The organism is Halorarius litoreus (assembly GCF_024362405.1).
Classification (GTDB): Archaea; Halobacteriota; Halobacteria; order Halobacteriales; family Haloarculaceae; genus Halorarius; species Halorarius litoreus.
Map to the genome: position 1 here is coordinate 1,089,273 of NZ_CP101454.1, position 22,001 is coordinate 1,111,273.

General features: G+C 66.9%; 29 protein-coding genes. 15 read left to right on the forward strand and 14 right to left on the reverse strand.

The features are described 5' to 3' along the window. Nucleotides 1–38 precede the first annotated feature (38 nt). Nucleotides 39–287: a DUF7533 family protein gene (locus NL126_RS05425; RefSeq protein WP_255197901.1), complete on the reverse strand. Its 249-nt coding sequence runs from the start codon at nt 285–287 to the stop codon at nt 39–41. 97 nt (nt 288–384) lie between these two features. On the opposite strand from NL126_RS05425, the gene ribE reads away from it, so the two are divergent. From ribE to NL126_RS05440, 3 genes are read left to right on the forward strand one after another with little or no spacing between them, the layout of a single operon-like run. Further along, nucleotides 385–1,029 carry a riboflavin synthase gene (gene ribE / locus NL126_RS05430; protein ID WP_255197902.1) on the forward strand — a complete coding sequence of 215 codons (645 nt, stop codon included), beginning with the start codon at nt 385–387 and terminating at the stop codon, nt 1,027–1,029. A 46-nt stretch (nt 1,030–1,075) separates the two neighbouring features. After that, the gene (locus NL126_RS05435) at nt 1,076–2,620 is read left to right on the forward strand and encodes an ATP-binding protein (RefSeq protein ID WP_255197903.1); all 1,545 of its coding nucleotides are present in this window, start codon (nt 1,076–1,078) and stop codon (nt 2,618–2,620) included. A gap of 53 nt (nt 2,621–2,673) precedes the next feature. After that, nucleotides 2,674–4,524, forward strand: coding sequence for a PINc/VapC family ATPase (locus NL126_RS05440; protein WP_255197904.1), 1,851 nt, complete (start codon nt 2,674–2,676; stop codon nt 4,522–4,524). 634 nt (nt 4,525–5,158) lie between these two features. On the opposite strand, the gene NL126_RS05445 is transcribed toward NL126_RS05440, so the two are convergent. Further along, complete coding sequence (locus NL126_RS05445; protein ID WP_255197905.1) at nt 5,159–5,443, reverse strand: MarR family transcriptional regulator; 285 nt, start codon at nt 5,441–5,443, stop codon at nt 5,159–5,161. 240 nt (nt 5,444–5,683) lie between these two features. On the opposite strand from NL126_RS05445, the gene NL126_RS05450 reads away from it, so the two are divergent. Next, nucleotides 5,684–5,998, forward strand: a complete 315-nt coding sequence (locus tag NL126_RS05450; RefSeq protein ID WP_255197906.1) for an EMC6-like membrane protein — start codon at nt 5,684–5,686, stop codon at nt 5,996–5,998. A 1-nt stretch (nt 5,999) separates the two neighbouring features. Then, nucleotides 6,000–7,844: a ribosome biogenesis/translation initiation ATPase RLI gene (locus NL126_RS05455; protein ID WP_255197907.1), complete on the forward strand. Its 1,845-nt coding sequence runs from the start codon at nt 6,000–6,002 to the stop codon at nt 7,842–7,844. Between the two features lie 275 nt (nt 7,845–8,119). On the opposite strand, the gene NL126_RS22025 is transcribed toward NL126_RS05455, so the two are convergent. The 4 genes from NL126_RS22025 to NL126_RS05470 all read right to left on the reverse strand — a co-directional run bounded on the left by NL126_RS22025 (nt 8,120) and on the right by NL126_RS05470 (nt 9,887). Continuing rightward, nucleotides 8,120–8,383 carry a HalOD1 output domain-containing protein gene (locus tag NL126_RS22025; protein WP_350355487.1) on the reverse strand — a complete coding sequence of 88 codons (264 nt, stop codon included), beginning with the start codon at nt 8,381–8,383 and terminating at the stop codon, nt 8,120–8,122. Nucleotides 8,384–8,600: 217 nt separating this feature from the next. Beyond that, on the reverse strand, nt 8,601–8,852 hold the full coding sequence (locus NL126_RS05460) for a type II toxin-antitoxin system HicA family toxin (protein WP_255197908.1): 252 nt from the start codon (nt 8,850–8,852) through the stop codon (nt 8,601–8,603). A 3-nt stretch (nt 8,853–8,855) separates the two neighbouring features. Beyond that, nucleotides 8,856–9,125 (reverse strand): type II toxin-antitoxin system HicB family antitoxin, encoded by a 270-nt coding sequence (locus NL126_RS05465; RefSeq protein ID WP_255197909.1) that lies wholly within the window; start codon nt 9,123–9,125, stop codon nt 8,856–8,858. 273 nt (nt 9,126–9,398) lie between these two features. Next, on the reverse strand, nt 9,399–9,887 hold the full coding sequence (locus NL126_RS05470; RefSeq protein ID WP_255197910.1) for an ester cyclase: 489 nt from the start codon (nt 9,885–9,887) through the stop codon (nt 9,399–9,401). Nucleotides 9,888–10,019: 132 nt separating this feature from the next. Between NL126_RS05470 and NL126_RS05475 the strand changes: the two genes are divergently transcribed. The 3 genes from NL126_RS05475 to NL126_RS05485 all read left to right on the forward strand — a co-directional run bounded on the left by NL126_RS05475 (nt 10,020) and on the right by NL126_RS05485 (nt 12,254). Then, a complete protein-coding gene (locus tag NL126_RS05475; RefSeq protein WP_255197911.1) occupies nt 10,020–10,793 on the forward strand; it encodes a PHP domain-containing protein in 774 nt (257 codons plus the stop codon). 52 nt (nt 10,794–10,845) lie between these two features. Beyond that, nucleotides 10,846–11,934, forward strand: coding sequence for a sensor histidine kinase (locus tag NL126_RS05480; protein WP_255197912.1), 1,089 nt, complete (start codon nt 10,846–10,848; stop codon nt 11,932–11,934). 101 nt (nt 11,935–12,035) lie between these two features. Continuing rightward, nucleotides 12,036–12,254 carry a type IV pilin domain-containing protein gene (locus NL126_RS05485; protein ID WP_255197913.1) on the forward strand — a complete coding sequence of 73 codons (219 nt, stop codon included), beginning with the start codon at nt 12,036–12,038 and terminating at the stop codon, nt 12,252–12,254. 161 nt (nt 12,255–12,415) lie between these two features. Here the strand turns inward: NL126_RS05485 and engB are convergent, their stop codons facing one another. Continuing rightward, the gene (gene engB / locus NL126_RS05490) at nt 12,416–13,036 is read right to left on the reverse strand and encodes a GTP-binding protein EngB (RefSeq protein ID WP_255197914.1); all 621 of its coding nucleotides are present in this window, start codon (nt 13,034–13,036) and stop codon (nt 12,416–12,418) included. Nucleotides 13,037–13,121: 85 nt separating this feature from the next. Here engB and NL126_RS05495 point away from each other — a divergent pair, with 85 nt between their 5' ends. Then, nucleotides 13,122–13,493: a GerW family sporulation protein gene (locus tag NL126_RS05495; RefSeq protein ID WP_255197915.1), complete on the forward strand. Its 372-nt coding sequence runs from the start codon at nt 13,122–13,124 to the stop codon at nt 13,491–13,493. On the opposite strand, the gene NL126_RS05500 is transcribed toward NL126_RS05495, so the two are convergent. Continuing rightward, the gene (locus tag NL126_RS05500) at nt 13,490–14,194 is read right to left on the reverse strand and encodes a methyltransferase domain-containing protein (RefSeq protein WP_255197916.1); all 705 of its coding nucleotides are present in this window, start codon (nt 14,192–14,194) and stop codon (nt 13,490–13,492) included. The two genes, NL126_RS05495 and NL126_RS05500, sit on opposite strands and share 4 nt — an antisense overlap. Before the next feature lie 97 nt (nt 14,195–14,291). Here NL126_RS05500 and NL126_RS05505 point away from each other — a divergent pair, with 97 nt between their 5' ends. Next, nucleotides 14,292–15,002, forward strand: coding sequence for a 5-formyltetrahydrofolate cyclo-ligase (locus NL126_RS05505; protein ID WP_255197917.1), 711 nt, complete (start codon nt 14,292–14,294; stop codon nt 15,000–15,002). On the opposite strand, the gene NL126_RS05510 is transcribed toward NL126_RS05505, so the two are convergent. Beyond that, a complete protein-coding gene (locus NL126_RS05510; RefSeq protein ID WP_255197918.1) occupies nt 14,991–15,644 on the reverse strand; it encodes a Dph6-related ATP pyrophosphatase in 654 nt (217 codons plus the stop codon). The two genes, NL126_RS05505 and NL126_RS05510, sit on opposite strands and share 12 nt — an antisense overlap. A 92-nt stretch (nt 15,645–15,736) precedes the next feature. On the opposite strand from NL126_RS05510, the gene NL126_RS05515 reads away from it, so the two are divergent. Together NL126_RS05515 and NL126_RS05520 are read left to right on the forward strand one after the other, a co-directional pair. Beyond that, on the forward strand, nt 15,737–17,056 hold the full coding sequence (locus tag NL126_RS05515) for a TIGR00341 family protein (protein ID WP_255197919.1): 1,320 nt from the start codon (nt 15,737–15,739) through the stop codon (nt 17,054–17,056). A 95-nt stretch (nt 17,057–17,151) separates the two neighbouring features. After that, complete coding sequence (locus NL126_RS05520; RefSeq protein ID WP_255197920.1) at nt 17,152–17,898, forward strand: SIMPL domain-containing protein; 747 nt, start codon at nt 17,152–17,154, stop codon at nt 17,896–17,898. A 149-nt stretch (nt 17,899–18,047) separates the two neighbouring features. Here NL126_RS05520 and NL126_RS05525 read toward each other — a convergent pair whose 3' ends face one another. Continuing rightward, nucleotides 18,048–19,028 carry an NOG1 family protein gene (locus NL126_RS05525; RefSeq protein WP_255197921.1) on the reverse strand — a complete coding sequence of 327 codons (981 nt, stop codon included), beginning with the start codon at nt 19,026–19,028 and terminating at the stop codon, nt 18,048–18,050. An 80-nt stretch (nt 19,029–19,108) separates the two neighbouring features. On the opposite strand from NL126_RS05525, the gene NL126_RS05530 reads away from it, so the two are divergent. Together NL126_RS05530 and NL126_RS05535 are read left to right on the forward strand one after the other, a co-directional pair. Further along, on the forward strand, nt 19,109–19,513 hold the full coding sequence (locus NL126_RS05530) for a hypothetical protein (RefSeq protein WP_255197922.1): 405 nt from the start codon (nt 19,109–19,111) through the stop codon (nt 19,511–19,513). 57 nt (nt 19,514–19,570) lie between these two features. Continuing rightward, complete coding sequence (locus tag NL126_RS05535; protein WP_255197923.1) at nt 19,571–19,891, forward strand: ASCH domain-containing protein; 321 nt, start codon at nt 19,571–19,573, stop codon at nt 19,889–19,891. Here NL126_RS05535 and hisE read toward each other — a convergent pair. From hisE to NL126_RS05555, 4 genes are read right to left on the reverse strand one after another with little or no spacing between them, the layout of a single operon-like run. After that, nucleotides 19,888–20,193, reverse strand: a complete 306-nt coding sequence (gene hisE / locus NL126_RS05540) for a phosphoribosyl-ATP diphosphatase (protein ID WP_255197924.1) — start codon at nt 20,191–20,193, stop codon at nt 19,888–19,890. The genes NL126_RS05535 and hisE overlap by 4 nt on opposite strands. Beyond that, a complete protein-coding gene (locus NL126_RS05545; RefSeq protein ID WP_255197925.1) occupies nt 20,186–20,635 on the reverse strand; it encodes a bifunctional nuclease family protein in 450 nt (149 codons plus the stop codon). Before NL126_RS05545 ends, hisE begins: the two co-directional genes overlap by 8 nt. A 59-nt stretch (nt 20,636–20,694) precedes the next feature. After that, nucleotides 20,695–21,294: a pyridoxal 5'-phosphate synthase glutaminase subunit PdxT gene (pdxT, locus tag NL126_RS05550; RefSeq protein WP_255197926.1), complete on the reverse strand. Its 600-nt coding sequence runs from the start codon at nt 21,292–21,294 to the stop codon at nt 20,695–20,697. Nucleotides 21,295–21,354: 60 nt separating this feature from the next. After that, the gene (locus tag NL126_RS05555) at nt 21,355–21,516 is read right to left on the reverse strand and encodes a preprotein translocase subunit Sec61beta (RefSeq protein ID WP_255197927.1); all 162 of its coding nucleotides are present in this window, start codon (nt 21,514–21,516) and stop codon (nt 21,355–21,357) included. A 132-nt stretch (nt 21,517–21,648) separates the two neighbouring features. On the opposite strand from NL126_RS05555, the gene NL126_RS05560 reads away from it, so the two are divergent. Further along, on the forward strand, nt 21,649–21,915 hold the full coding sequence (locus NL126_RS05560) for a thioredoxin family protein (protein ID WP_255197928.1): 267 nt from the start codon (nt 21,649–21,651) through the stop codon (nt 21,913–21,915). The last annotated feature ends 86 nt before the right edge of the window (nt 21,916–22,001 follow it).

Genomic DNA, 22,001 nt, shown 5'->3' on the forward strand with positions numbered 1-22,001 from the left:
TAACAGTCTGTCGGCGAGTCCCGGGCGCGTTCGCGATATTACTCCTCGTCGCGCTCTTCGGGCTCTTTCACGACCTTCCCGATGGTCGCCCCCGCAACCTTCCCCGGGATGTCCATCGGCGTCGTCAGGTACTCCTCGATGAGCACCATCAACACCGCGATGCCGAGCGCTGCGCCGCCGAGGAGTCGGTCCCCACGGAGGAACAGGTCGAGCCCGAACAGGGCGATGGGGATGGCGAGCGCGAGCGTCGCCGCCAGCCCGATGGTCCCCATGATTGACCGCGCCATATCATCCCGTTCGCTGGGGCGGGCAAAAGCCGTCCGATTCGTCATCACGAATCCGTGAACGGTAACGCCTTTGTCGAGGTCGTCGCGTAGAGTGGGTATGTTCACCGGCATCGTGGAGGCGACGGGCGAGATCGTCGCCCGCGAGGCGACCGACGGGGGGCTGCGGCTCCGGGTGACCGCGCCGTTCGCCGACGAGCTCGAACACGGGCAGAGCGTCGCGGTCTCGGGCGCCTGCCTCACCGTCGAGGAGTGGGACGACGAGTCGTTCTCGCTGTTCCTCTCGGAGGAGACCGTCGAGCGGACGTATCTCGGGTCGCTCGACGAGGGTGACGCCGTCAACCTCGAACGCGCACTTCCGGCGGACGGCCGGTTCGACGGCCACTTCGTGCAGGGGCACGTCGACGGCGTCGGCGAGGTCGTCGAAATCGCGCAGGTGGGCGACGGTCCCGCGAGCGGCGCGAGCGGGACCTCGTCGTACTCGGACGAGTACGACGGTGACTGGGTGTTCACCTTCTCGCTCCCCGAGTCGATGGGCCGGTACGTCGTCGAGAAGGGCTCCATCACCGTCGACGGCATCTCGCTGACGGTGGCGGACCTCCACGACGGCGACTTCACGGTGGCCGTCATCCCCGCGACCTACGACATCACCACCCTCCACGCGAAGTCGGTGGGCGACCCGGTCCACCTCGAAGTCGACGTGGTCGCGAAGTACGTCGAGTCGCTGACCGAAGGCTACCGGTAGCCCGAACGGCGGAGGGTTAATCCCCCGACCAATCGTGGGTAGTGGCATGCCGGGGAACGGTACGACGGAGCTCGAAGGGTCGTTGCTCCATCTCATCGCGGAGTCCGAGACGTTCGAGGACGCGCTCACCGCGACGCTGCGGCTGGCGTGTGAGGGGAGCGGCTGGGAGTACGGGGAGGCGTGGCTCCCCGACGACGGCACGCTGATCCCCGGCCCGACGTACGACCCCAGCGGCGGGTTCGAGGCGTTCCGCGAGGCGAGTTCGACCGTCACGTTCGAGCCGGGCGACGGCCTCGTCGGCCGGGTGTACGCGTCGAGCGAGGTCGAGTGGCTCGACGACCTCGACTCGACGACGACCTTCGTCCGCGCCGAAGCGGCCCGCGCCGCGGGACTGACCTCGGGGGTCGGAATTCCCGTCGCCGACAACGACGGACAGGCCATCGCGGTGCTGGCGTTCTTCACCACCACCAACCAGCCGGCCAACGACGCGTTCGCCGAGACGGTCGCCGAGACGGTCGCGAAACTCGGTGGGCTGTTCGTCCAGACCCAGCAGCGGGAGGCCGACGCCGCCGAGCGGGCGTTGCTCGACCAGGTGCTCCAGACCAGCCCCGTCGGCATCATCGTCCACGACCCCGAGTCCCGGACCGAGCGGGCCAACCCCGCCGCCGCATCGCTCCTCGGCGTCAACGTCGAGACCGTCCTCGAGCGCGGCGTCGTCAGCGAGACGTGGGACGTCCGCGACGAGTCGGGCGAGCCGATTCCGGTCGAGGAGTTCCCGTTCTCGGTGGCGGTCCGGACCCGCGAGCCCGTGGTCGACAAGCGGCTCGTCGTCGGCCGCCCCGACGGCACCGACGTGACCCTCTCGGTCAACGCCGCGCCCGTCCTCGACGACGCCGGCGAGGTCCTCCGCGTCGTCGTCGTGTTCTCGGACGTGTCGGGGCGTGCCGAACACGAGGCCGCACTCGAGGAGAAGAACCGACAGCTGGAGTCGTTCGCGTCGGTGTTGAGCCACGACATCCGGTCGCCGCTGGCCGTCGCGACGGGCTTTCTCGAACTCGCCCGCGAGACGGAAGACCTCGAGTATCTCGAGAAGGTCGAGCGCTCACACGGGCGCATCGAGGAGCTCATCGACACGCTGCTCGTGCTCGCCCGGAAGGGGCGGATGATCCGCACGCTCGAACCCGTGGACCTCGGCGAGCTCGCCGAGGCGGCGTGGGAGCAGACCGAGACGGAGGACGCGACGCTCGACGTCGGCGACCTGGGGACGGTCGAGGCCGACCCCGTCCGCCTCAAGCAGGTGTTCGAGAACCTGTTCCGGAACGCCGTCCAGCACGGCGGGCGGGACGTGACCGTCCGGGTCGTTCCACTCGACGGCGAGCCGGGGTTCGCCGTCGAGGACGACGGCGAGGGGATTCCAGAACACCTCCGTGCGGAGATGCTCCGCCCCGGCCACGAGTCCAGCGGCGGCGGCTTCGGCCTCGGGCTCTCCATCGTCGCGGCAGTCGCAGAGGGCCACGAGTGGGGGCTCCGCGCGACCGAGAGCGCCTCCGGGGGCGCGCGCTTCGAGTTCCGCACCGCCGTCGCCGAGTGACGCCGCGCGGCCGACGTTGAAGGGTTTATCCGACTCCCCGCCGGAGTGAGGACATGGACATCTTACCGGACACGAGCGCGGTCATCGACGGCCGCGTGTCCGCGTACGACGGCGAGATCGGGACGGTGTACGTCCCCGAGGCCGTCGTCGCGGAACTGGAGTCGCAGGCCAACGACGGCCGCGACGCCGGCTGGTCGGGGCTCGAAGAGCTCCAGCGGCTCGTCGAACTCGCCGACGAGGGGGCGTTCGCCGTCGAGTACGTCGGCCGCCGCCCGAGCGCGAGCGAGACCCACGGCGCGGGCGAGGGCGACATCGACGCACTCATCCGCGACCTCGCGGCCGAACACGGCGCGACCCTCCTCACGAGCGACGTGGTGCAGGCGGAAGTGGCGAAAGCGACCGGTGTCCCCGTCGAGTACATCGAACCCGAGACCGAGGACACCGGCACGCTCGCCATCGAGCAGTTCCTCGACGAGCAGACGATGTCGGTCCACCTGAAGACCGGCGTGAAGCCGATGGCGAAGCGCGGGGCAATCGGCGACATGCACTACCAGACCATCGGCGACGACGTCCTCACCGAGAGCGAGATGGCCGAGTTCGCCCACGACGTGGAGGCGAAGGCCCGTGCCTCCTCGGAGGGGTTCGTCGAACTCTCCGAGCCGGGGATGAACATCATCCAGTTCCGCGACATGCGCATCGCCGTCGCCCGGCCGCCGTTCGCCGACGGTATCGAGGTGACGATGGTCCGACCCATCGTGAAGACGGACCTCGACGACTACGAGTTCGCCGACGACCTCCGCGAGCGCATCACCGAACACCAGCGGGGCATCCTGATCTCGGGGGCACCCGGCGCCGGCAAATCGACGTTCGCCCAGGCCGTCGCGGAGTTCTTAGCAGAGTCGGATTACGCCGTCAAGACGATGGAGAAACCCCGTGACCTGCAGGTCGGCCCGCACATCACCCAGTACACGGAACTCGGCGGGTCGATGGAGAAGACCGCCGACTCGCTGCTGATGGTCCGGCCCGACTACACCATCTACGACGAGGTGCGCAAGACCTCCGACTTCCGCACGTTCGCGGACATGCGGCTCGCGGGCGTCGGGATGATCGGCGTCGTCCACGCGACCCGCGCCATCGACGCGCTCCAGCGACTGGTGGGTCGCGTCGAACTCGGGATGATTCCCCAGGTCGTCGACACCGTCGTCTACATCGAGGCCGGGCAGGTGAACACCGTCTACGACGTGAAGACCGAGGTGAAGGTGCCGCACGGATTGGTCGAGGAGGACCTCGCCCGCCCGGTCATCGTCATCGAGGACTTCGAGACGGGCGAGCCGGCCTACGAGATCTACACGTTCAACCGGCAGGTCGTCACCGTCCCGCTCGACGACGAGGACGGCGAGCCCGCGGAGACGGGCGTCGACCGCATCGCGAAGAACGAGATCGAGCGCGAGATCAAGTCCGTCGCCCGCGGCCACGTCGAGGTCGAACTGAAAGGCCAGAACACCGCCGTCGTCTACGTCTCGGAGAACGACATCTCGACCGTCATCGGCAAGGGCGGTGGGCGGATTTCGGACATCGAGAACCGGCTCGGTATCGACATCGACGTGCGGACGCTCGACGAGCATCCCGGCCGAAACGCCGGCGGTCGGTCCTCGTCCGGTAGCTCCTCGGACAGTCGGGGGCAGGGCGAGATCGTCCAGCCCGAGATCACCTCCCGGCACGTCGTCATCCCGCTCGGCGGCCACCAGGGCGAGACGGTCGAGGTGCAGGCGAACGGCGAGTACCTCTTTACGGCGACCGTCTCCCGTGGGGGAGAGATTCAGGTGTCGCGGGGAAGTGCGATTGCGGAGGAGCTGGAGCTGGCTATCGACCGCGGGAAGACCATCACCGTGGCGCCCCAGTGAGAAGTGACAGGCTGTGGTTCGTTTCGCTCGCGTCGATACCGGGGAGGTATCCCCAGGAACTGCCTGGGTAAGTTGTTCAGGTTCCGGTAGAGAGCTGTGGCGTGGGTACCGCGACGAGTTCTACCAGCGTCAGCGGACGTCGCCGGAGTCGTGTCGAATACGGCGCGCTCATTCAGACTGATAGTCCCGAATCTCCCGGACCAGAACGAGGGCAGAGAGTATACTGCCAGCGAGAAGCGCGGCCCATAGGCCAGAACGCGGTTCCTGTGAGCCAGCCGCTCTAAATAGTGCTCCCGTCAGAAGAGCGGCGAGGATGAGTCGCGTCCGCGGGGAGACCATACCCAACCCACTCTCGGGAGTCACAAGAGGCTGCTCCCTCTGGGGGTGAACGAACCGAACCGCGATGCTGCATACACCCGCTGTACCGATTACGAAGGCCAACAGGAGCGTCTTGCTCACACGATTCTCTGCGACTACCTCGCTCTCGTTCGGCCCCCGACCTCACGAGAACAAGTCATTGCCCTGGGTGGTGGACCGGCGGCACACCGCCGCATACGTACCGGTGAAGCCGGCACGCCGACTGAGCGCTCGCTGACTCCGTTAGCGAGCGCAAAGGAGGTGCAAAACGTGCGTGTTAGTCGTCGGCCGCCGCGGGAACCGGGTTCCCGTTCTCGTCGAGTTCTTCGGTCTCGGGGATGATCTCGTAGAGGTTCTGGCGGGCGTCGGCGAAGTAGACGTCCTCCGAGACGATGTCGATGTCCTCGAGCCGTTCGAGCGCGTAGCGGACCGTTCGCGCCGAGAGCATCGACTCCTCGACGATGCCCTTCTGGGTCATCGGGCCGTTGTATTCGAGCACCTTGAACACGAGTTTGGCGCTGGGTGGAAGGTCCGAAATCGTCTCCCCGTCGGATTCAGCCATCGTACCTCAACGAACGGGTTCCAGCGGTTTAAACATTGAGGGGACATCGGTGTCACTTGGGCCGTAGAAGCCCCGTACCTGCCAAATTCGAGGAGTGTACTTTTATTACGGATACCCACAGTACGCGGGGCATTGAAGTATGCACGGCGGGCGGAGGGACGGCTGGTGCGCGCGCGCCGCGCGCTAGCGGCGGACCGCGGGTTCGGAGCGCTTTTCCCCCCACGGTGACGTAGAGCGGGTATGGCGACTGACACGGCCGGCCGGTTCTCCCCGCACATGCGTGGGCTGACGGTCACCGCACTCGCGTCCATCATGGGCGTCGCCGCGGCTATCGGCTCCTCCGTCGTGACGGCGGGGGCAGCCACCCCGGCGACCGACCCCCTCGGGACGTACGTGCTGGCGGGGGCCATCCTCGTCCAGTTCCCGGTGTTGAAGGTCGTGGGCATCGACGTGGAGGAGTTCGGCGCGAAGGACTACCTCTACGTCGCGTTCATGACGTTCTCACTCTGGTTCGTCTGCTGGGGAATCCTGCTGTCGACGGGGACGACGTTCTAGGATGGCCGAGGACAGCATCGCGGTCGTGGACCTAGATCGGTGCCAGCCCGACCGCTGTAACTACGAGTGTATGAACTTCTGCCCGCCCAACCGGACGGGCAAGGAGTGTATCGTCCCGCGCGAGGACCGCTACGAGGAGAACGAGCCGTACGAAGGTGGCCCGAAGCAGGTCTCCATCTCCGAGGAGATCTGTCTGGGCGAGACCTGCGGCATCTGCGTCGAGAAGTGCCCGTTCGACGCCATCGAGATCATCAACCTCCCGCAGGAGTTGGACGAGGAACCCGCCCATCGCTACGGCGAGAACGCCTTCTCGCTCTACGGGCTGCCCGCGCCGCAGGACGGGCGCGTCACGGGGATTCTCGGGCCGAACGGGATCGGGAAGACCACCGCGGTCCGCATCCTCGCGGGCGAGATCGAGCCGAACCTCGGCCGGTACGCTGACCCGCCGGACTTCGAAGAGGTGCTCGACGAGTATCGCGGAACGGAACTCCAGAACTACCTGGAGGCGCTCCGCGACGACGAGGTGACGGTCGCGCGCAAGCCACAGTACGTCGACAAGATTCCCGACACGTTCTCGGGGAACACCCGCCAGCTCATCGAGGGCGTCGACGAGCGCGGGGTCGCCGACGACCTCGTCGAGCGGCTCAACATCGCGCCGGTCATCGACCAGGACATCGACACGCTCTCCGGGGGCGAACTCCAGCGCGTCGCGCTCGCCGCGACCCTGGTTCGAGATGCGGACTTCTACTTCCTCGACGAGATCACGCCCTACCTCGACATCGGCCAGCGCGTCGAGGCCGCACGCCTCATCCGCGAACTCGCCGAGGACGGCGACCGCTCGATGCTCGTCGTCGAGCACGACCTCGCCATCCTCGACCTCCTGGCCGACACGCTCCACGTCGCGTACGGTCGACCCGGCGCGTTCGGTGTCGTCACGACGCCGAAATCCACGAAGAACGGCATCAACGAGTACCTGAAGGGGTATCTCGAGAACGAGAACATGCGCATTCGCCAGCAAGCCATCCAGTTCGAGGAGCACGCGCCCCGGACGACGGCTCGCGGCGACGTGCTCGTCGAGTATCCCGCGATGCGGAAGTCGTACGGCGAGGGCGAGTTCTCGCTCGAGGTCGACGCCGGGGAGATTCGCACGAACGAGGTGCTCGGCATCGTCGGCCCGAACGGTATCGGGAAGTCGACGTTCGCGAAGCTCCTCACGGGGCGACTGGAAGCCGACGAGGGCGAAGTCGACGTGGACCTCGACATCTCGTACAAGCCGCAGTACGTCGAGATCGACCAGCCGATGCGCGTCGACGCGTTCCTCTCGTCGATTACGGACGACTTCGGCTCGTCGTACTGGACGACCGAGATCGCCCAGCCGCTCCAGCTGGAGCGCATCATGGAGCAGAACCTCACCGACCTCTCCGGTGGGGAGCGCCAGCGCGTCGCTATCGCGGCGTGCCTGTCGAAGGAGGCCGACCTCTACCTGCTCGACGAGCCTTCTGCGCATCTGGACGTCGAACAGCGGGTGCTCGCCACCCGGGCGATTCGTCGCTACACCGAGAACCACGGCGCGACGGCGATGGTCATCGACCACGACATCTACATGATCGACCTGCTTGCGGACAGGTTACAGGTGTTCGACGGTGTCTCGGCCGAATACGGCCACGCCGGCCAGCCGGTCGGGATGCGCGCGGGGATGAACCAGTTCCTCGCGAACCTCGACGTGACGTTCCGCCGCGACCAGCGGACCGGGCGGCCGCGTATCAACAAGCCGGGCAGCCAGCTCGACCGCGAGCAGAAGAAGGCCGGCGAGTACTACTACGCGCCGAACACGGACGAGGAATAGAGCGCCGCAGTCACCAGAGGTGTTGGCATTTCGAATCTGGTTCAACCGCCCGGCATAGCGGAGCGATTCACCGCACTGAAACGCGCGTTGCCCGTATTCTGTCAGGAGTTGGTTGCTGAATACAGAGGCTGTATGTAGCAGTAGGTTGAGGGGCGACTCGATCAGTATTCTGTCACGTGTCCCGGGCGTCTCTAGCCCGGGGCCAATTCCAGTTTTCGAGTGAGCAGATCACACAGTACCCTCGAGCACTGGGTATGATGACAGTCTGTTTTGATTCAGTTGCCGCGTGATGGGGCAATAGAGACAGTGACTAACCTATCGCTCCAAACCGAAACGAAGCTATCACTATATTGGAACGCGAGATTGCCTTCCAATTTCGAGTGTTCGTCCGTCTCTGAGGAAAACAATCTATTGAGCGCATCCACATCCAACGTGTCCTGAAGTGGAGGAAGAGCGTGGGGACAGCATTCTTCAAACTCAGCGACAGCACACACGAGGGTATAACTCAGCGAGTTGTCGCCATTCACTGTGCGGTTCATAACTGTCTATAGGGCTCCAGTGGTAAACATCTAGCAGTCTTTCATCCATATAATCACAACAGAATGGTATTTTACCGATAGAGTCTCTGTATCAAACGATCCAATCGGGTCGTTTGTGACCCGCCCTCCTGACTGACTCGCGCTGTGAGTTCAGCACGGCAGTTGGAACTCCCTTCGTTTTCGACACTAGCGGTCGAATTCCAGACTTCGTCGAAGATCAGGCATTGTGGTCGATCCACCCACAGAAGGCATCGAAATCGCGTGCTCCGGCGCTCTCGGCGATGCCTCGGAGCGTCCCGATACGGAGCTCATCGTGTAGTGGGACGGTCACTTGTCTGCGGTCCGTTTCGTTCGTCGGGTGTTCGTAGTACAACTGGGCGTGGTCCCCGGTCGTCCGTCGCCACTCGAACCCACCGGCGTTGACGAGGACCTTCACGACCTCCATGACGGAGAACGTTCGCCGCCCCATCGATCAGTCAAGTACGTCCGGCGGCTCCTGGTCGCCCGTGGTGTTGTTCGCGGGGTCGATTCCCAGCGCACGAAGTTCCTCATCTGTGGGCTCACGGCCACGTTCGCCAGCGTGCAGTGCAACAGCGTCGTCGAGGTTGTCCAGCGCGGCGTCTCTGGACTCTCCTTGCGTTGTCACGCCTGTGTCCACATCCTTCGCGATCCACCAGCCGTCCTCTTGCCAGAGACGAATCTCGCCGTCATTGGCCTCGCCGTCCCGAGTCGAACTGGCCATCGTATTCATATCTACGAGATTAGCCGTATAAGTATTCGGCACACATCGCACGCGGCGAGTGGAACGGCGATTCGCTTCGGACGATGCGAAGAACCGTGCACGACTCGTGACCGACTCGCACTATGTATTCAGCATAGCTCTCGAAAGATGGCAGGCGACTGAGAGACGTCCGCTCGGTCAGTAGCCTGGGAAGTCAGATGAACTCGGGATGCGGCACACAGCGGCAGTGGAACGCTATGCAACAGGGCAGAACAGGAGAAACCGCGGGTGGGTCTACGCGAACCGGTCGAGGTAGTAGCGGGCGAACTTCGGGAGGTGGCCGAGAATGGCCGGGAACGTCAGGCCAAGCTGGCGGCGGAACTCGGTGGTGTCGTAGTAGAGCCGTTCTTCCTTCGCGAGGCCGTCGACGACGCGGACCCGGCTCACACCGTGGAGCTGGACCGACCGGCCCGTCGGCGGGATGCCCTGGTAGACGCCCTCGTGTGTGCCCGCGACGGTGAACTCGGTGAAGACGAACTCGTCGTCGACGACCGCGATTCGCTCGGGCGTGACGGTGAGGTCGGGCATCGCCGTCCGGAGTTCCGTGACGACCCGGGCGTAGCCGTCGATGCCGTGGATGACCTCGTCGTAGCTCGGGTCGTGTCGGACGTAGTCCTCGTGGGCGAACTCGTCGAGGCGCGTGACGTCGCCGGCGTTCCACACCGTCTCGATGGTCTCGACGGGGAGCGATTCGATAGGTCGCTGTCGGTTGATGATTGCCATAACTGTCGCAGCCTCGGCCTGTCGTCCGAGATGCGCAGTCCTATAGGTCGTGTGAGGGCTTAATCCTGCGCGCTGGCGCCCGGCGGCAGGCACAGATTGACAACGCTCGGCCGCGTCTCCACACCGACACGGATGCGTTGCGACTACCACACGCACACGAACTACTCGGACGGCTCGGTCGCCGAGTCGATGCTCCGGGCCGCCGCCGACGCCGGACTCGACGCGATCGGGTTCGCCGACCACTGCAACGTCTCGACCGACGAGCGGCTGCAGACCATCAAGCGGGCGTGGGGATTCAATCTCGACCTGACGTACGAGCGGCGACGCGAGGGGCTCGACGCGCTCCGCGAGCACACCGACCTCCGGGTGTTCGACGCCGTCGAGATGGACTACACGCCGCGCGACGAGCCCGAAATCGAGGCGTTCCTCGACGAGGCCGGCTTCGACTACGCCGTCGGGAGCGTCCACGAGCTCGACGGGACGAACGTCCACTACGAGGCGCACTTTGCCGACCAGTCCGATGCCGAGCGGGAACGCCACGTCGCCGACTACTTCGACGCGCTGGTCGCGCTCGTCGAGAGCGAGCTGTTCGACGTCGCCGCCCACCTCGACCTCGTCGAGCGGAACCCCGCGCTCCGCGGGTACGCCACCGCGGACCAGTACCACCGGGTCGCCGAGGCGCTCGAAGCGTCGGCGACGGTGCCCGAGATCAACGCCGGGCGCGTCACCGCGGCGTACGGCGAGTTCCACCCCACGCCCACGTTCCTCGACGTACTGCTGGAGTACGACATCGAGTTCGTCCTCGGCTCGGACGCGCACGACCCCGACGAGCTCGCGCCGCGGAAGGACGAACTGGAGACGTTCGTCGCCACACACGGCGTCCCGACGACCGAACTCGGGGCGTGACCCCGTCATAGACGGCGAAAGGGTTAGGCAGACTCGTGAATAATCGACCATTATGTATTCGCCGGGGGAGACAGACGTCGCGAGTGGGGGGCGGGTCGCCGACGAACTCGCACAGTGGGTCATCCCGGCGACCGGACTGGTGCTCGTCGTTCTAGGCGTGGGCTACTGGGCGGCGACCGACACGGCGACCTTCGACATGGCCATCGCGAGTCTCCCGGCGGCGCTGACCGCAGTGGTGTGGTTCGGCGCACGCCGCGTCGACCGCGAGGCTGCGTTCGGCCGGCGACTCCTCGGCTGGACGCTCGTCGGTGCCGGCGCGCTCGGCGGGCTCGTCCTCTTCGCGTTCATCGTACAAGGCGCCGACCCCGTCGACTCGTTCCCGCTGCTCCAGTTCATGATGGGCGTGGGCTCGCTGTCGGGGCTGCTCATCGGCACGAACGAGATCCGAAGCGTCAGCGCCGCCCAGGAGGCGGAGCGCGCGCGGCTCGAAGCCGAACTGTCGAAGCGCGAACTCGACCGCCTGGAGTTCCTCAACCACCTGCTTCGCCACCACGTTCTGAACAAGATGAACGTGGTCCACGGCTACGCCGAGCTCGTCCGCGAACAGATGGACGACGGGTTCGAGAAGGAGCTCACGACCATCGAGGAGGAGACCGAGGAGGTGACAGAACTCATCGAGAACGTCCGCGTGCTGGTGAACTCGATGACGCTGAACATCGAACTCGAACCCATCGAACTCTCACCCGTGCTCGAACGCGAGGTGGCGTCGCTCCGCGAGACGAACGAGGCGACCGTCGAGACTGACATCCCCGACGGCGTCACGGTCGAGGCCGACGGGCTCCTCCGCTACGTGTTCGAGAACCTCCTCCGAAACGCCGTCGAGCACAACGACGCCGCGGCGCCCCGCGTCGAGGTGACGGTCACGGTGACCGACCACACGGTCTCCGTCCGCATCGCGGACAACGGTCCCGGCGTCCCGGACGACCGAAAAGACTCGATCTTCCACCCGGAGGAGAACGGCACCCAGGGGCTCGGCCTCTACCTCGCGGACACACTCGTCACCGAGTACGGCGGCAACGTCTCGGTCGAGGACTCGGCACTCGGCGGCGCGGCGTTCGTGGTCGACCTGCGGCGGGTGTAGGGGTCGGGCTGGTCGAGACGGCCCGAAAACGAGACGGAACCTGCACAGGGGCTGCACACGTCGGGAAAAGTGTTAACACAAAAGCACATTATTGTTGACTTATGGGGCGGGGGACTGACACGACCAGCGGAGATGCATTGCGTAGTTCGAACCGTGCTGTAAGCCCAGTCATTGCTGTCGTGATGATGGTCGCAGTTACCGTCATCCTGGCAGCAGTCGTGACGGCGGCGGTGTTCGTTACAGGGGATGTGGAAACCGCACAGCAAGCAGCGACTCGGTTCGACAATATCGTCGCCTCGTTCGGAGCACTGCTCCCGTGAAGCTGTGGACCGGCAGGTACGAGCCGGTATCGAGCGGGGGTGACGTCGACGGGTGCTGAGCGACGGTGGCCAATTGTCGTATCACCCGGGCGGTCGATATAGCGAGTGAAGTGGTCACGGCCATCCGTGAGCAGCGCGGAACGCACCCGACGAGGCCGGTTCTAGAAGAACTTGAACAGGTCGTCGCGCTTCGCCTCGTGGAGGTGATGGCGAACGGCGTCGTTCAGCGGCCCGATGCGTCCCTTCTTCGCGACGATGGGGGCGATGGTCTCGCCCGCCCACTGCTTCCACGGCGGATACAGCCCGAGGCGGTCACAGAGTTCGTTGAGCCGTTCGTCGCGGTCCGGCACTTTGTCCATCTTGTTGACAGCGACGACGGTCGGAATTCCGAGCTCCTGCAGGAAGCCGAACATCTCGACGTCGTGTGGGATTTCATCGGGGCCGGAGTGGCGGTCGATGATGTCGACGACGGCTTTCCCGTCGACGACGAGCACGCCCACGAGAATCTTCTCGGCGTTCGCCTCGACGTACCGCACGACGTCGGTCTTGATGCGCTCGCGCACGTCGTCGGGGACGCCGGACATGAAGCCGAAGCCGGGGAGGTCCGTGATGACGAAGTCCTCCGAGACCCAGTCGTAGTGGTTGGGTTTCCGGGTGACGCCCGGTTTCCCACCGGTGTCGAACGATTTGCCCGTGAGTTCCCGCATCAGCGTCGACTTCCCGACGTTGGAGCGGCCGACGAGCACGACCTCGCTGTCGCGGTCGGGGCGGGTGTCGAACATGAGTGTCCCTTTCGGGGGGAGACGGATACCGCTCTCGGTTGCACCCGAGGTGCGACGTTATGCTGCCAGGCGTCGTCTGTCAAGCATGGCACAGGATGTCCCCGACGGGTTCGAGGCGGTCACCAAGTGGCTCCAGTCGGCGCCGGGCGTCGAGACGGTGTACGGCGACCCCGTCGAGCGCGACGACCGGACCGTCGTGCCCGTCGCACAGGTCCGGTACGGCGTCGCCGGCGGGTTCGGCTGGGGGTCGGACGGCGAGACCGACGAGAAGACGAGCACAGGTGGTGGAGGTGGCGGCACCGGCGGCGCACGCGTCACCCCCGTCGGCGCGCTAGAGGTGAGCGATTCGGGAACGGAGTTCGTCCGGTTCGAGGCGGGCGGGGGCTGGAAGCGAGTCGTCCTCGCCGCGGTACTCGGCATCGTACTGGGCGTGCTGCTGGGCTGGCGCAGCCGTTAGGCGACACGGCCGACGACCCACCGCCAGTGCTGTTCGAGCGGGCCCTCGACGTCCGCGAGCGTCTCGGTCGCGCGGACCACTCGCTCGTCAGTCGGGAGCTCCGGGTAGAGCCGTGCGGCGAGCGCGGGAATCGCGTGGAACGCCCGTAAATCGTCGCCCGAGGAGTCGAACGACCACGTTCCGGTCGTCGTTTCGAACGCGCTGTCGAGCGCCGCGACCACCTCGTCGGTCGACGCCGGCGAGCGGGATTCGCGGTCGAGGCCAGCGAGCGCATCGCCCCCATGGACGGTCCAGCCGTCGAGCGCGACGGCACCCACGACACCCCCGGGCCGAAGGATACGCTTCGCCTCGGCGACGGCCGCCGCGGGCTCGGGCACGAGGAACAGCGACGCGGTGAACGCGACGGCGTCGAACGTCGCGTCGCGGAAGGGGAGCCGGTCGAAGTCGCCGACGACGCGCCGCTCGGTCGGGTTCTCGCGGAGCATCCCGAGCGAGGCGTCGAGCGCCACCAGTGCGTCGGCGGAGGTGGCGAACGCGGCCGCCGAGGCCCCGGTGCCCGCACCGGCGTCGAGCACCCGACCCCGTGGCTCCATCTCGGCGGCGAGCCGCTCGGCGAGCGCGGCGAACCGCCCCGTGCGTGCCTCGTAGGCGTCGTAGGCGCTCGCGCTCTCGTCGAAGTTCGCCCGGATGGCGCGTTTCATATCCCCTGCACGCCCCACGCCGGCTTCAGTTGTCGGGGACCTGGCCCGACGGCGACCCGACCGACAGGCCGATGCCGGTCGCGCGAGCGGGAGTCACATGGACAAACAGGCGCTCCGCGAGCGCGTGTGGGACGCGCTGGAGGAGAGCGGAGAGGCGCGATTTCCGTTCCCACCCCACGGCCGCATCCCGAACTTCAACGGGTCTCGCGAGGCGGCCGACCGACTCGCTGGCCTCGACGCGTGGCACGACGCCGAGACCGTGAAAGCGAACCCCGACGCGCCGCAGTTGCCCGCCCGCCGCCGAGCGCTCCGCGAGGGCACGACCGTCTACATGGCCGTGCCTCGACTCAGGGACGAGCGGTGTTTCCTCGAACTCGACCCGGCTCGACTGGAAGCCGAGGGGGTCGACACCGACGACGCCGCGACCATCGGGGGGAGCGACGAGCACGGCGTCGCGGTGTATCCCGACGACCTCCCCGAGATCGACCTGATTCTCGCGGGCTCCGTCGCCGTCACCGAGGACGGGCGGCGAGTCGGGAAGGGCGAGGGCTACTCGGACCTGGAGTTCGCCATCCTGCGCGAGTTCGGGCTCGTGGACGACGAGACGACGACGGTCACGACCGTCCACGAGCTACAGGTCGTCGACGACGTGGAGACCGACGCCCACGACGTGCCGCTCGACGACGTGGTGACGCCCGAGCGAGTCGTCGAGACGGGTGCCAGCGCCAAACCGTCTGGAATCGACTGGGGCGCGCTCGGCGACGAGAAGCGCGCCGAGATTCCGGTGCTGGAGCGGTTACTCGAGTGAGAGGTCCCGGTAGTGGAGCCGCATCCCGTGGCTCGTCTCGGTGAACGCCTCACCGACGGTCACGGGGACCGGTGCGTCGAACGGCGGCCCGTCGGTGACGAACGTGTGGAACTCCCCGTTCTCGCCGCATGGGTCGGCGTCGTCCGGGAGGTCGGTGCGGAAGTCGGCGTCGAGCCGCCGGCCGGCGAACGCGGGACCGAGGGCGTCGTTCGTGCAGACGACGACGCCCTCGAACCGCTCGGTGAACGTCTCGAACAGCGTCTCGGGGTCGCGGCCCCACAGCGGGAACCGGGGGTCGAGTGCGGTGTCGGCGTACAGCCGCTCGCGGTACTCCCGGATGTCGTCGAGATGGAGGTCCGCGAAGACGAGCGCGTCGGCGCGGCCGGCGTAGGAGTCGGCGACCGCTCGCAACCGGGATTCGTACACGTCGTTGGCAGCGTCGTGCGGGACGTCGACGAACCGAATCGGATAGCCGAGCGCCTCGGCCTGCCGTTCGAGGAGGCCAGTGCGGACGCGGTGGCTTCGCGAGCGGTTGCCGTGGGTCGTGGTGAGGAGCTCCACGACCTCCACACCCTGGCGTTCGAGCGCCCACAGTGCAAGCGCGCTGTCTTTTCCCCCGCTCCACGAGCAGACGACGGCCATAGCTCGTGGTGGTGGGTCGACCACAGGAGCGTTGTGGTCGCTCCGGACCTGGCATCCGGGGGTGTTTTGCCGCTCGGGGGAGAGGTGAGCCCGTGCGACTCGTCCAGGTCACCATCCCCGCGGGCAAGAAGGAGACCGTGCTGTCGGTCCTCGACGACGAGGGCATCGACTACGTCCTGACCGACGAGACGAGCGGGCGCAAGTACACCGGCGTCGTCTACTTCCCGCTGCCGACGAGCGCGGTCGAGCCGATCCTGGGTCGACTCCGCGAGGTGGGGCTCAACGACCACGCCTACACCGTCGTTCTGTCGGCGGAGACGGTCGTCTCTCGACAGTTCGAACAGCTCGAAGCCGAGTACGCCGCCGACGAGGAGACCGACGACCGCATCGCCCGCGAGGAGCTCAAGGCGCGCGCTGACGACCTCGCGTCGACGTGGCCGACGTACACCGTGATGACCGCCGTGAGCGCCATCATCGCGACGGCGGGGCTCCTGCTCGACTCCCCGGCGACCGTCGTGGGGTCGATGGTCATCGCGCCGCTCATCGGGCCGGCGATGGCCGCCGCCGTCGGCAGCGTCGTCGACGACGACGAGCTGTTCTCCCGTGGGATCCGGATGCAGGTGGTCGGGATGGCGCTCGCGGTCGTCGCCGCCGCAGTGTTCGCGAAGGCCATCGATCTGTTGAACTTCATCCCCGCGGCGTTCGACCCGACGAGCATCGGGCAGATTCGCGAGCGGCTCAACCCGGACTTCCTCTCGCTCGCGGTCGCGCTCGGGTCCGGCGTGGCGGGCGCCGTCGCGCTCACCACCGGCGTCTCGACGGCGCTCGTGGGCGTGATGATCGCCGTCGCGCTCGTCCCGCCCGCGGCGACCGTGGGCATCGGCATCGCCTACGGCGACCCGTCGATGGTGCTCTCCTCGGGCATACTCGCCGTCGTCAACGGGCTCTCTATCAACCTCGCGGCGCTGCTCGTGCTCTGGTACTCGGGGTACCGCCCGGAGCGGTTCTTCCGCGAGGCCGATGCCCGGAGTGCGACCATCCGCCGAGTGGCGTTCATCGTCGCGGTCATCGCGCTCCTCTCCGTGTTCCTCGGCGGCGTCACCTACGACTCCTACCAGACGGCGAACACCGAGAACGCCGTCGAGACCGCGGTCGGCGAGGTGTTCGACGCCGACGGCCCGTACGGCGCACGCTACGCCGAGATGTCGGTGTTCGACCTCGAGGTGGAGTTCGTCGCGGAGGACCCCGTCTTCCTGTTGCACGACCCCGAGCGCGTCGTCGTCACCGTCGGCATCCCGCCCGATGCCTCGACGAACGGGCTGGCGACCGCGCTCGACCGACAGGTCGTCGAGGCGAGCGGCGACCCGAGCGTCGAGGTGCAGGTCCGGTACGTCGAATTCGAGCGGACGTAAGCCGATCGTACCCGTCGCTGGCTCACCCACGAGATAGCTCAAATGCTGGTTTGACGCTACGGAGCGGCTATCTCCTCTCCCGACCTCTCAGTGGTATGGAACGAGCCAGTACCATCCTCGCACTCGCAGCCGCCACGCTCGTGGTGGCCGCAGCCGCCGTCGTCGGCCTCGGTGGATTCCCCGCCGCCGCCGCGACCACGGGACCGGACGGACAGACCATCTCCGTCGGCGCCTCCGGCAGCGCCGAGGGTACCCCCGACCAGGCGGTGCTCTCCGTCGCAGTCCTCGCCACCGCCTCCTCGGCTGACGAGGCGCGCCAGCAGGTCGCCACCGACGTCGAACGGATGCGCGCCGCGCTCCGTGAGGCCGGCGTCGACGACGACCAGGTCCGCACCGCGTACTTCAACATCGGCCCTGACTACCGGTACGACCCCGAGACCGGCGAGCAGGAGGTGACCCGCTACCGTGCGGTCCACGCCTTCGAAATCACCCTCGACGACATCGAGTCGGCCGGAGCCATCATCGACGTGGCCGTCGAGAACGGCGCCTCGCAGGTGAACAACGTCCGGTTCGGCCTCTCCGAGGAGCGACAGGCAGAGCTGCGTGCCGAGGCACTCACTGACGCGATGGCGAACGCCGACGCGAACGCCCAGACGCTCGCGGACGCGAGCGACCTCGACGTCGTGGGAGTCCACTCGGTGTCGACCAGCGATGTGAGCTACCCCCGCTACTTCGAGTCCGCAGCCGTCGGTGACGGCGGCGGCGCGAGCACCGTCATCGAGTCCGGCCCCGTCACCGTCACCGCCACGGTACAGGTGACGTACAACGCGACGAGCAACTGACGCGGCGTTCGGAACTCCCTGTTTTCGTCCCATCCATCGTGGCCCAGCGACAGCCCTCGCTGGCTGGGAGCACACCTCCGACCCCTCGGCCGCTACACGCGCCCGCCGAGTCCACCAGGAAGCCAGACCCTTCGCCGGCTATCGATCCGTCAGTTCTCCTCGAACGGCAACTCTAGCTCCCAGTCGACCGCGTCGACGGCGGCGTCGAGCACGTCGTCGACGCCCTCGCCCTCGGTGATGCTCATGTAGTGGTCCGCCTCCACGTCGCGCGACTGGTCGCTCTTGTTACAGACCGTCAGGACGGGCACGTCGAACTTCTCGACGACCTCGTCGCGGAGTTCCAGTTGCGACTCCAGGGGGTAGCCACACGAGCCGCTCGCGTCGACGAGGAACAGCACGGTGTCGGCGAGGTGGGTGAGCGCGCTCACCGCTTGCGACTCGATGGCGTTGCGCTCCTCCGCGGGGCGGTCGAGCAGCCCGGGCGTGTCGATGAGCTGGTAGCGGATGCGGTCGCGCTCGAAGTGGCCGACGCGAATCTGCTTGGTCGTAAAGGGGTACGAGGCGATCTCGTTGGACGCACGGGTGACCGCGTTGACGAACGACGACTTGCCGACGTTCGGGTAGCCAGCGACGACCACCGCGGGTTCGTCCGGGCGGATGTCGGGGAGCGTCTTGAGTTCGTCACGCGCGTCGGCGATGGCGAGCAGGTCGTCTTCGACCTGCCGGGTGACGGAGGCGAGCCGCGCGAACGCCTGCTTGCGGATCTTCCGCGCGGTATCGGGGTCGGCGTTGCGGATGCGACCGTGGTACTCGTTCTTGATTTTCTCGCACTGTCGAGAGGCCCACATCACCTGCGAGAGGTGCTGGCGGAGCGTGTCGACGTTCAGGTCGTGGCGTCCGACGATGGCGTCGGCCATATCCCGGTAGAAGGGGTCGATGTCGTCGAAATCCGGCCACGACGTCACGACGTTCCCGAGGTTGTCGGAGAGGATGTTCGCGGCGGTCTGAAGCATCGACTCCTGCGCCTCGACGCCTTTCTTGGCGTGGCCGGCGCGCGCAGCCCGTGAGAAGGCCTTGTCGATGAGTTCCTCCGACCGCGGGGTCGTGGGGAGGTCCTCGAAGATAGTCATTGCGCGTCTTTTGCCGCCGAGGCGTAAAAGGCCGTCCGTCCGAGCCGAAGGTTTAGGCCCCGTGCGGCCGCTGCTCGGGCATGCGACTCCGTCCCCTCGCTGCCGGCACCGGAATCGCCCTCCTCGCCCCGATTCCCGCGGCCCTCCTCGGCGCTGACTGGCTCCTGACCCTCTGGCTCCTCGCCGGCGGCGTCGCCGGCTACCTCGCCGGTGGCTCCGGGGAGCGTGGCTTCGGCTACGGAGCCGGCGCGGGCCTCCTGACGCTCGGTGTCACCGGCCTGCTCACCGCCGTCGTCTGGGGTGGCTCGCTGCTCGGCCTGTTCGGCCCGTCGTTCGTGGAGGGTGCCGTCTACTTCCTCCGTGCTGCGTTCATGATGGGGTGGTTCATCGCGCTCGCAGCACCGTTCATCGGGATAGGGGTCGTGTTCGTCATCCTCATGATGGGGCTGGCCGGCGCGGTCGGCGCGGTCTCCCGGTCGTCGTGAGGCGGCCACGATTCCCGTGACGTCAACCGTTTTGTGTCGTGCAGCCCTGGTGCTACTATGGCCGACATCGACGCCGACGCACTCCTCCCGAACGACCGCGTGAAGCAGGCCGTGCTCGCGGGCGACATCACACAGTTGACGCGCGGGGCGAGCAACCGCTACGCAGAGGAAGGCGACACCTTCGACCTCGACGGCGAGCCGTTCGTGGTCACGAGCGTCGAGCATCGGACGCTGGGCGACTTCACGGACGCGGACGCACAGCGCGAGGGCTCCGAGTCGCTCGACGCGTACAAGGCGCGGATGGAGCGCGTGCATCCGGGCGACTTCGAGTGGGACGACAGCGACGAGGTGCTGACCTACCGGTTCGAGCGCCGCTAGCGCCGCGATTCGAGTTCCGCGAGCAGGTCGTCGAGGTCCATCTCCTTCATCGACAGCAGCACCAGGAGGTGATAGACGATATCCGCCGACTCGTAGGCAATCTCCTCGCGGTCATCGTCCTTGGCGGCGAGAATCAGTTCGGTCGCCTCCTCGCCCAGTTTCTCGAGGACGTAGTTCTCGCCCTTCTCGTGGGTGAACAGCGTCGTCGTGTACGAGTCCTCCGGGAGCTCCTCCTTTCGGGACTCGATGACGGCGAACAGCTCTTCGAGGATGTCGCGGCTCTCGGCGTCCTGTTCAGGCATCCTCGACCACCTCGCGGAGGTCGCGCAGCTCCTCGAACTCCTCGGGGAGTTCGCGGCCGTCCTCGAACACCTCCTCGGAGACCTCGATGGGTGCGTTCGTGCGGGCGGCGAGCGCCAGCGAGTCGGAGGGGCGCGCGTCGACGACGACGCTGTCTCGGGGCGTGGCGATGTGGAGGTCCGCGATGTACGTGCCTTCGCGCAGTTCCGAGACGACGACGCGCTCGACCCGCCCGCCGAGTTCCTCCATCACGTCGAGCAGCAGGTCGTGGGTGAGCGGGCGGCCGATATCCTCGGCGTCGAGCCCCCGTCGGATGGCGACGGCCTCGTCGAAGCCGACGAAGATGGGCAGCAGGTCGTCGCTGCCCGCGACCGCGAGCAGCACCACGGGAACCGGGCCGTTCGGCGTGCCCGCGACCTTCACCCCGTCGATAGAAGCGTCCATACGCGAGCGTGGTGACGGCAGGCGTTAAAGCCTCTGTCCGAGCGCATCCGGGCGCCGGGTCAGGACTCGGCCGCTGCCTGCCGGAAAAAGGCGAGGTCGTGAATCCGCGAATCGGCGGTGAGTTCCGGGTGGAAGGAGGTGGCGATGACCGGCCCCTGTTTGACCGCGACGGGGCGGCCCTCCCACTCGGCGAGCACCTCGACGTCCTCGCCCACCTCGTCGATGACGGGCGCGCGGATGAACACCGCCGGGAACGGCTCGTCGAGGCCCGTGACGTCGAGCGGTGCCTCGAAGGAGTCGACCTGTCGGCCGAACGCGTTGCGGTCGACGCTCACGTCGAGGACGCCGAGCGTCGCCACGCGGTCGTCTTTCGCGTCCGTCGAGGCGACGATGAGCCCCGCACACGTCGCGAGCACGGGCTTGCCGGCGGCGACGTGGTCGCGGATCTCGTCGTCGATGCCTTCCTGTGCGAGGAGTCGGGAGATGGTCGTCGACTCGCCGCCGGGCATCAGCAGGACGTCGCAGTCGGGGACGAGTCCCGAGTCGCGTATCTCGACCACCTCGGCGTCCGTCTCGTGCGCCTCGGCGGCGCGACGGATGGCGGCGGCGTGTTCGGAGACGTCGCCCTGGACGGCGACGACGCCGGCTCGCAGTGTCATGACTACGCGTAGGAAGTGAACCGCGAAAAGGGCGACGAAGCGCGACCTATCGGTTCGTCGTTACGCGACGACGTTCAGCACCATCACGAGGGCGCCGAACAGGAGGCCGAACGCGACGACGGTGCGGGGGTCGATCGTCGGCGCGTTCCGGTCCTCGGAGTCGAAGTAGCGGACGAGGCCCGCACTGCTCATCAGCCCGCCGGAGTTCTGACCACTGCTCATACACCTCTCTGTGTACGTTCGAGGCGTAAGCCTTTCGGAGCGGTCGCGGACACGCTCGCCGGTTCCGCAGGGCACAGCCGGTGCGCGAGTGGGAAAGGTTTTAGCGGCCTGCTCAAGTACTGTTGAACGGTTATGAGCGTTAGTCTCAAGGACTTCTACGCGGACTGGTGTGGCCCCTGCAAGACGCAGGACCCGATCCTGGAGGAGCTGGAAGCCGACTTCCCGGGCGTCAACTTCGAGAAGGTGAACGTCGACGAGGAGCAGGACGTCGCCAACGAGTATCAGGTGCGGTCCCTGCCGACCCTCGTCATCGAGAACGACGACGGCATCGTCGAGCGCTTCGTCGGCGTCACCCAGCGCGACGACATCGAAGCCGCGCTGCAGGAAGCCGGCGCGTAGACCCAGTCCACGTTTTCCCGGCCACTACGTCGCGAGCCGCAGCACACGGTACCGTGCCGCCACCACCCGATAGCTTAAGCGCCGGG